At 42.3% G+C, this 3,121-nt stretch carries 2 protein-coding genes; one reads left to right on the forward strand and one right to left on the reverse strand.

The features are described 5' to 3' along the window. The first annotated feature begins 93 nt into the window (after positions 1-93). On the forward strand, positions 94-516 hold the full coding sequence (locus ACEW9J_RS21110; RefSeq protein ID WP_373547056.1) for a hypothetical protein: 423 nt from the start codon (positions 94-96) through the stop codon (positions 514-516). Positions 517-649: 133 nt separating this feature from the next. Here the strand turns inward: ACEW9J_RS21110 and ACEW9J_RS21115 are convergent. Next, the coding region (locus tag ACEW9J_RS21115; protein WP_373547057.1) for a plasmid replication protein, CyRepA1 family at positions 650-3,121 on the reverse strand (2,472 nt) is incomplete at its 5' end.

Consider the following 3,121-nt stretch of genomic DNA (forward strand, 5'->3'; position numbering starts at 1 on the left):
AATCAATGTTTTTTCAACTATTAATGATATTGATGGTGGATTTTAATGTGCCAAAAATTGAAAAAATTCTGCTGTTAGCCTAAAAGTGTTGAAATGCCTGAGTTTGAGGAGACAAAACTTCATCGAACTCAGGTTAGTAAATTAGACTTAGAAAGAACGATTTGGGATCGAATATTTGAAAATATAACTTCAACCAAAAATACTCATTTGCCACAACAGGAATTAAAGTTACTAGTAGAAATAAAATGTTTTCAGCCAGCTAAAGGATCGCCAGAAAAACAAAGTCTGAAAGGATATTTATATCATCCAGACCGATATCGGCGCATCAATTGTTGGATTGTCAAAGAATCTGAAAACTATCTTGAAGTTCAGATCGTGGGTGCAGAAGGTAAGTTTAAATTTGTCGATCGATTCTGTCCTCTTTTCCTCGGTGAATATCCCGCTGTAATTATTTCAATCATAGATCCACAACGAGTTGGGGAAGCAGACCGATTTGAAGCTCTATCAGCAGCCTGACTCTAAAGGAAGTATGGCATGAGGTTAATTAGCTTAATGCCATATTCCAGTTGTTAACAAAACAAAAATAATTCCTAGCACCTTCAAAATTAGTCAATCGGCTATTTTTAGGGTACACAGATCGAATAGGCAACTAAGCTGCTGCGCGATAGTTCTCTCCATTTAACTCTGCTATAGAGGTAGTGGATCGTATTGCGGCTTCCAGAATCGCCTCATCCCGAACCAACCATCGATCGAATACCTCATCTCGCCGATCGCAATTAAGTTGAACTCCTCCATATCGACGAGTAGGCACTCCTTCAATTCGCGCTCGATCGAGATAGTCCAATCGATATCCCAGCTTATCCAACAGCACTTGAGCGGCTCTAATCGGTGTAGAATTTAAACCAATCGTTACGCCCAAGATATCTTTAACTTGAAAGCGGAATTGGAGGATATACCGATGCCACTCAATTAAGCTCTCATTTGTAAAAATCTTGTCTTCACCGAAAAACTGTACGATCTTCAGCACCTTGAGAGCCGCAATTTTAGACGAAAGACACGCCCGATTACCGTCAGGGATAAAAGCTATCCTCCCATCTTCCGACAGCCCCTCTAATCGCCCCTTATCGCGTCTCTTAAGGTGTTTGGCTCCAACGGACAAATAATAAGCGAGTTGAATTTGAGGATACCAGCTATCGTCGTCTTTAATAATTAAATCGCGGTCGATATCTTCAGTTAAATATTTTCGACAAATTATGCCCTTAGCTTGCCTGTCGCGTTCGATTTTAGTTTTCGATGTTTTTTGAATCAGCAGCTCTAGTTCGTAATCATTAGGATTCTCCGCAGCAATTTTACTCTCAATTTCTAAATTATAGTTCTCCACCTTGGCAGCAACGATATCCTCATCTACTTGCCTAAAATCTTCATCAACTTCGGCGATCGACAACTCATAGCCATCTTGAATCAGTTTGTGTAGGATATTGGCGCGATATTTTTTAAAGCCCTGGTTTACCCTGGCAGCAAAACAGCCCCATGTATTCAAGTGTCCGGCCCCAAATCCATCGCTAACTGCAAGCATGTCAACTTTGGACAAAGCAGATAAGTTAGCTTTAAAATTTTGTTTTTGCGATAGAACTAGAGATTTGAGCGAATCCGACCCATTGCCGCAAAAAGTAATACCACCAGTGCCGATCGTAATATGCCGAGGTACATCCGACCTTACTCGCTCGATCGCTTGGCAAACAGCATCTACCGTCTGTACTCCATTGGCAATACTCCACACAGAATCAAAATGATTGACATCAATACTAATACCAGTTTCGACCGTAGGCGAACAAATCACTATATCGTACTGCAAAATAAAATCGTTAATCTGGTCGATACAACCACATGCAGAGTGTGCGGGGTCGGCAACTGTAGCAGCGTCGATCCTGACAATTCGCAAATGGGGAAATCTTTTCTTCAGCATTGACTCGACATTCTGAGTTGACCATTTACTCTTAGCTTTTTGTGCCGAAAGATGAAAGATCGCTTTTTCACCATTAGCGATCGCCAGCATTGCTTTAGCCATTAGACTTGCTGGCGAATCATATAGAAATAGTTGTCGTTTGCCCTGGCTGGGTAAAAACTTATTAACCATCAACCATAAAGCCATTCTCCGATCGGTCAATTGTTGAACATACTCGATCGACACTCGCGACAAATCCGCATCAGAAAGAATAATCGTTCCGTTACTTTCAGCGATCGTTCGCATTAATCGCTCAAAATTCTGAAGAATTGCAACTCGATTATTCTGGCAAGTTGTAGAATCGAGCAAATGCCAAAGTACCTGATCGCACTCGTCAATGACCACGATAGACTGTTCCCAAGCTTCAGGATTAAAATTTGCCTGAGATTTTGCGTGAAGCGAATCAATACACAAGGCATAGCCAAAGACTGCTCCATCGCCACTTCTAACTTCACTGATGTGCGCCACCCCAATCCGTCGTGCTAGTTCACGCGCTAGTTGAATGCGGTGAGTAATAATTAGTACCGATCGACCTTTGGCAATTTCTGGAGCTAATAAATCTCCGATCCACTGAGTTTTACCCGTTCCTTTGGCAGATTGTACGCAAATAATCTTACCTTCTAACTCTGCTGGACGATCGTTGGGCGATAAATACCGAACGTTAACTTTGTGCTGTGGGAAATGACCGAGGCTAAACATGTCTGCTAATCGCCAGCTATCTAAACTCAAGCGGCGATCGAATACTTCAAAATAAAATGCGGTTCCCATCTGGACAATTAAGTCGTCAACACCCTTACAGGGTTGCGTCCACGTAATTGTCGAAACTTTACACCCTTTCCGTTGAAGTAATTTCCCAGTAGCATCGATCGCTTTGCGTACATCCGCGATCGTCTTGGGCTTTTCATCCCGATCGAAACAGAATACAAATTCACGATCGGCATGACAAAAAACTTCAAGCTGAGGTACCAAATATCGTAACGATGGCAAACCGTCTCGCTTAGATCGCACACCCATCCAAATTCCAGGCAGTCCGATCGCCAAACAACCAGCAGATAAGAGCGCACCAGCTTTCTTCGCCCCTTCTGTATTGGTGACTATTAACTGTGGAGTTGCAAT

It is taken from the genome of Chamaesiphon sp. (assembly GCF_041737865.1).
Lineage (GTDB): Bacteria > Cyanobacteriota > Cyanobacteriia > Cyanobacteriales > Chamaesiphonaceae > Chamaesiphon.

Coding starts and splice junctions, on each gene's coding strand:
- ACEW9J_RS21110 (WP_373547056.1), top strand. CDS start 94: ATGCCTGAGTTTGAGGAGACAAAACTTCATCGAACTCAGGTTAGTAAA.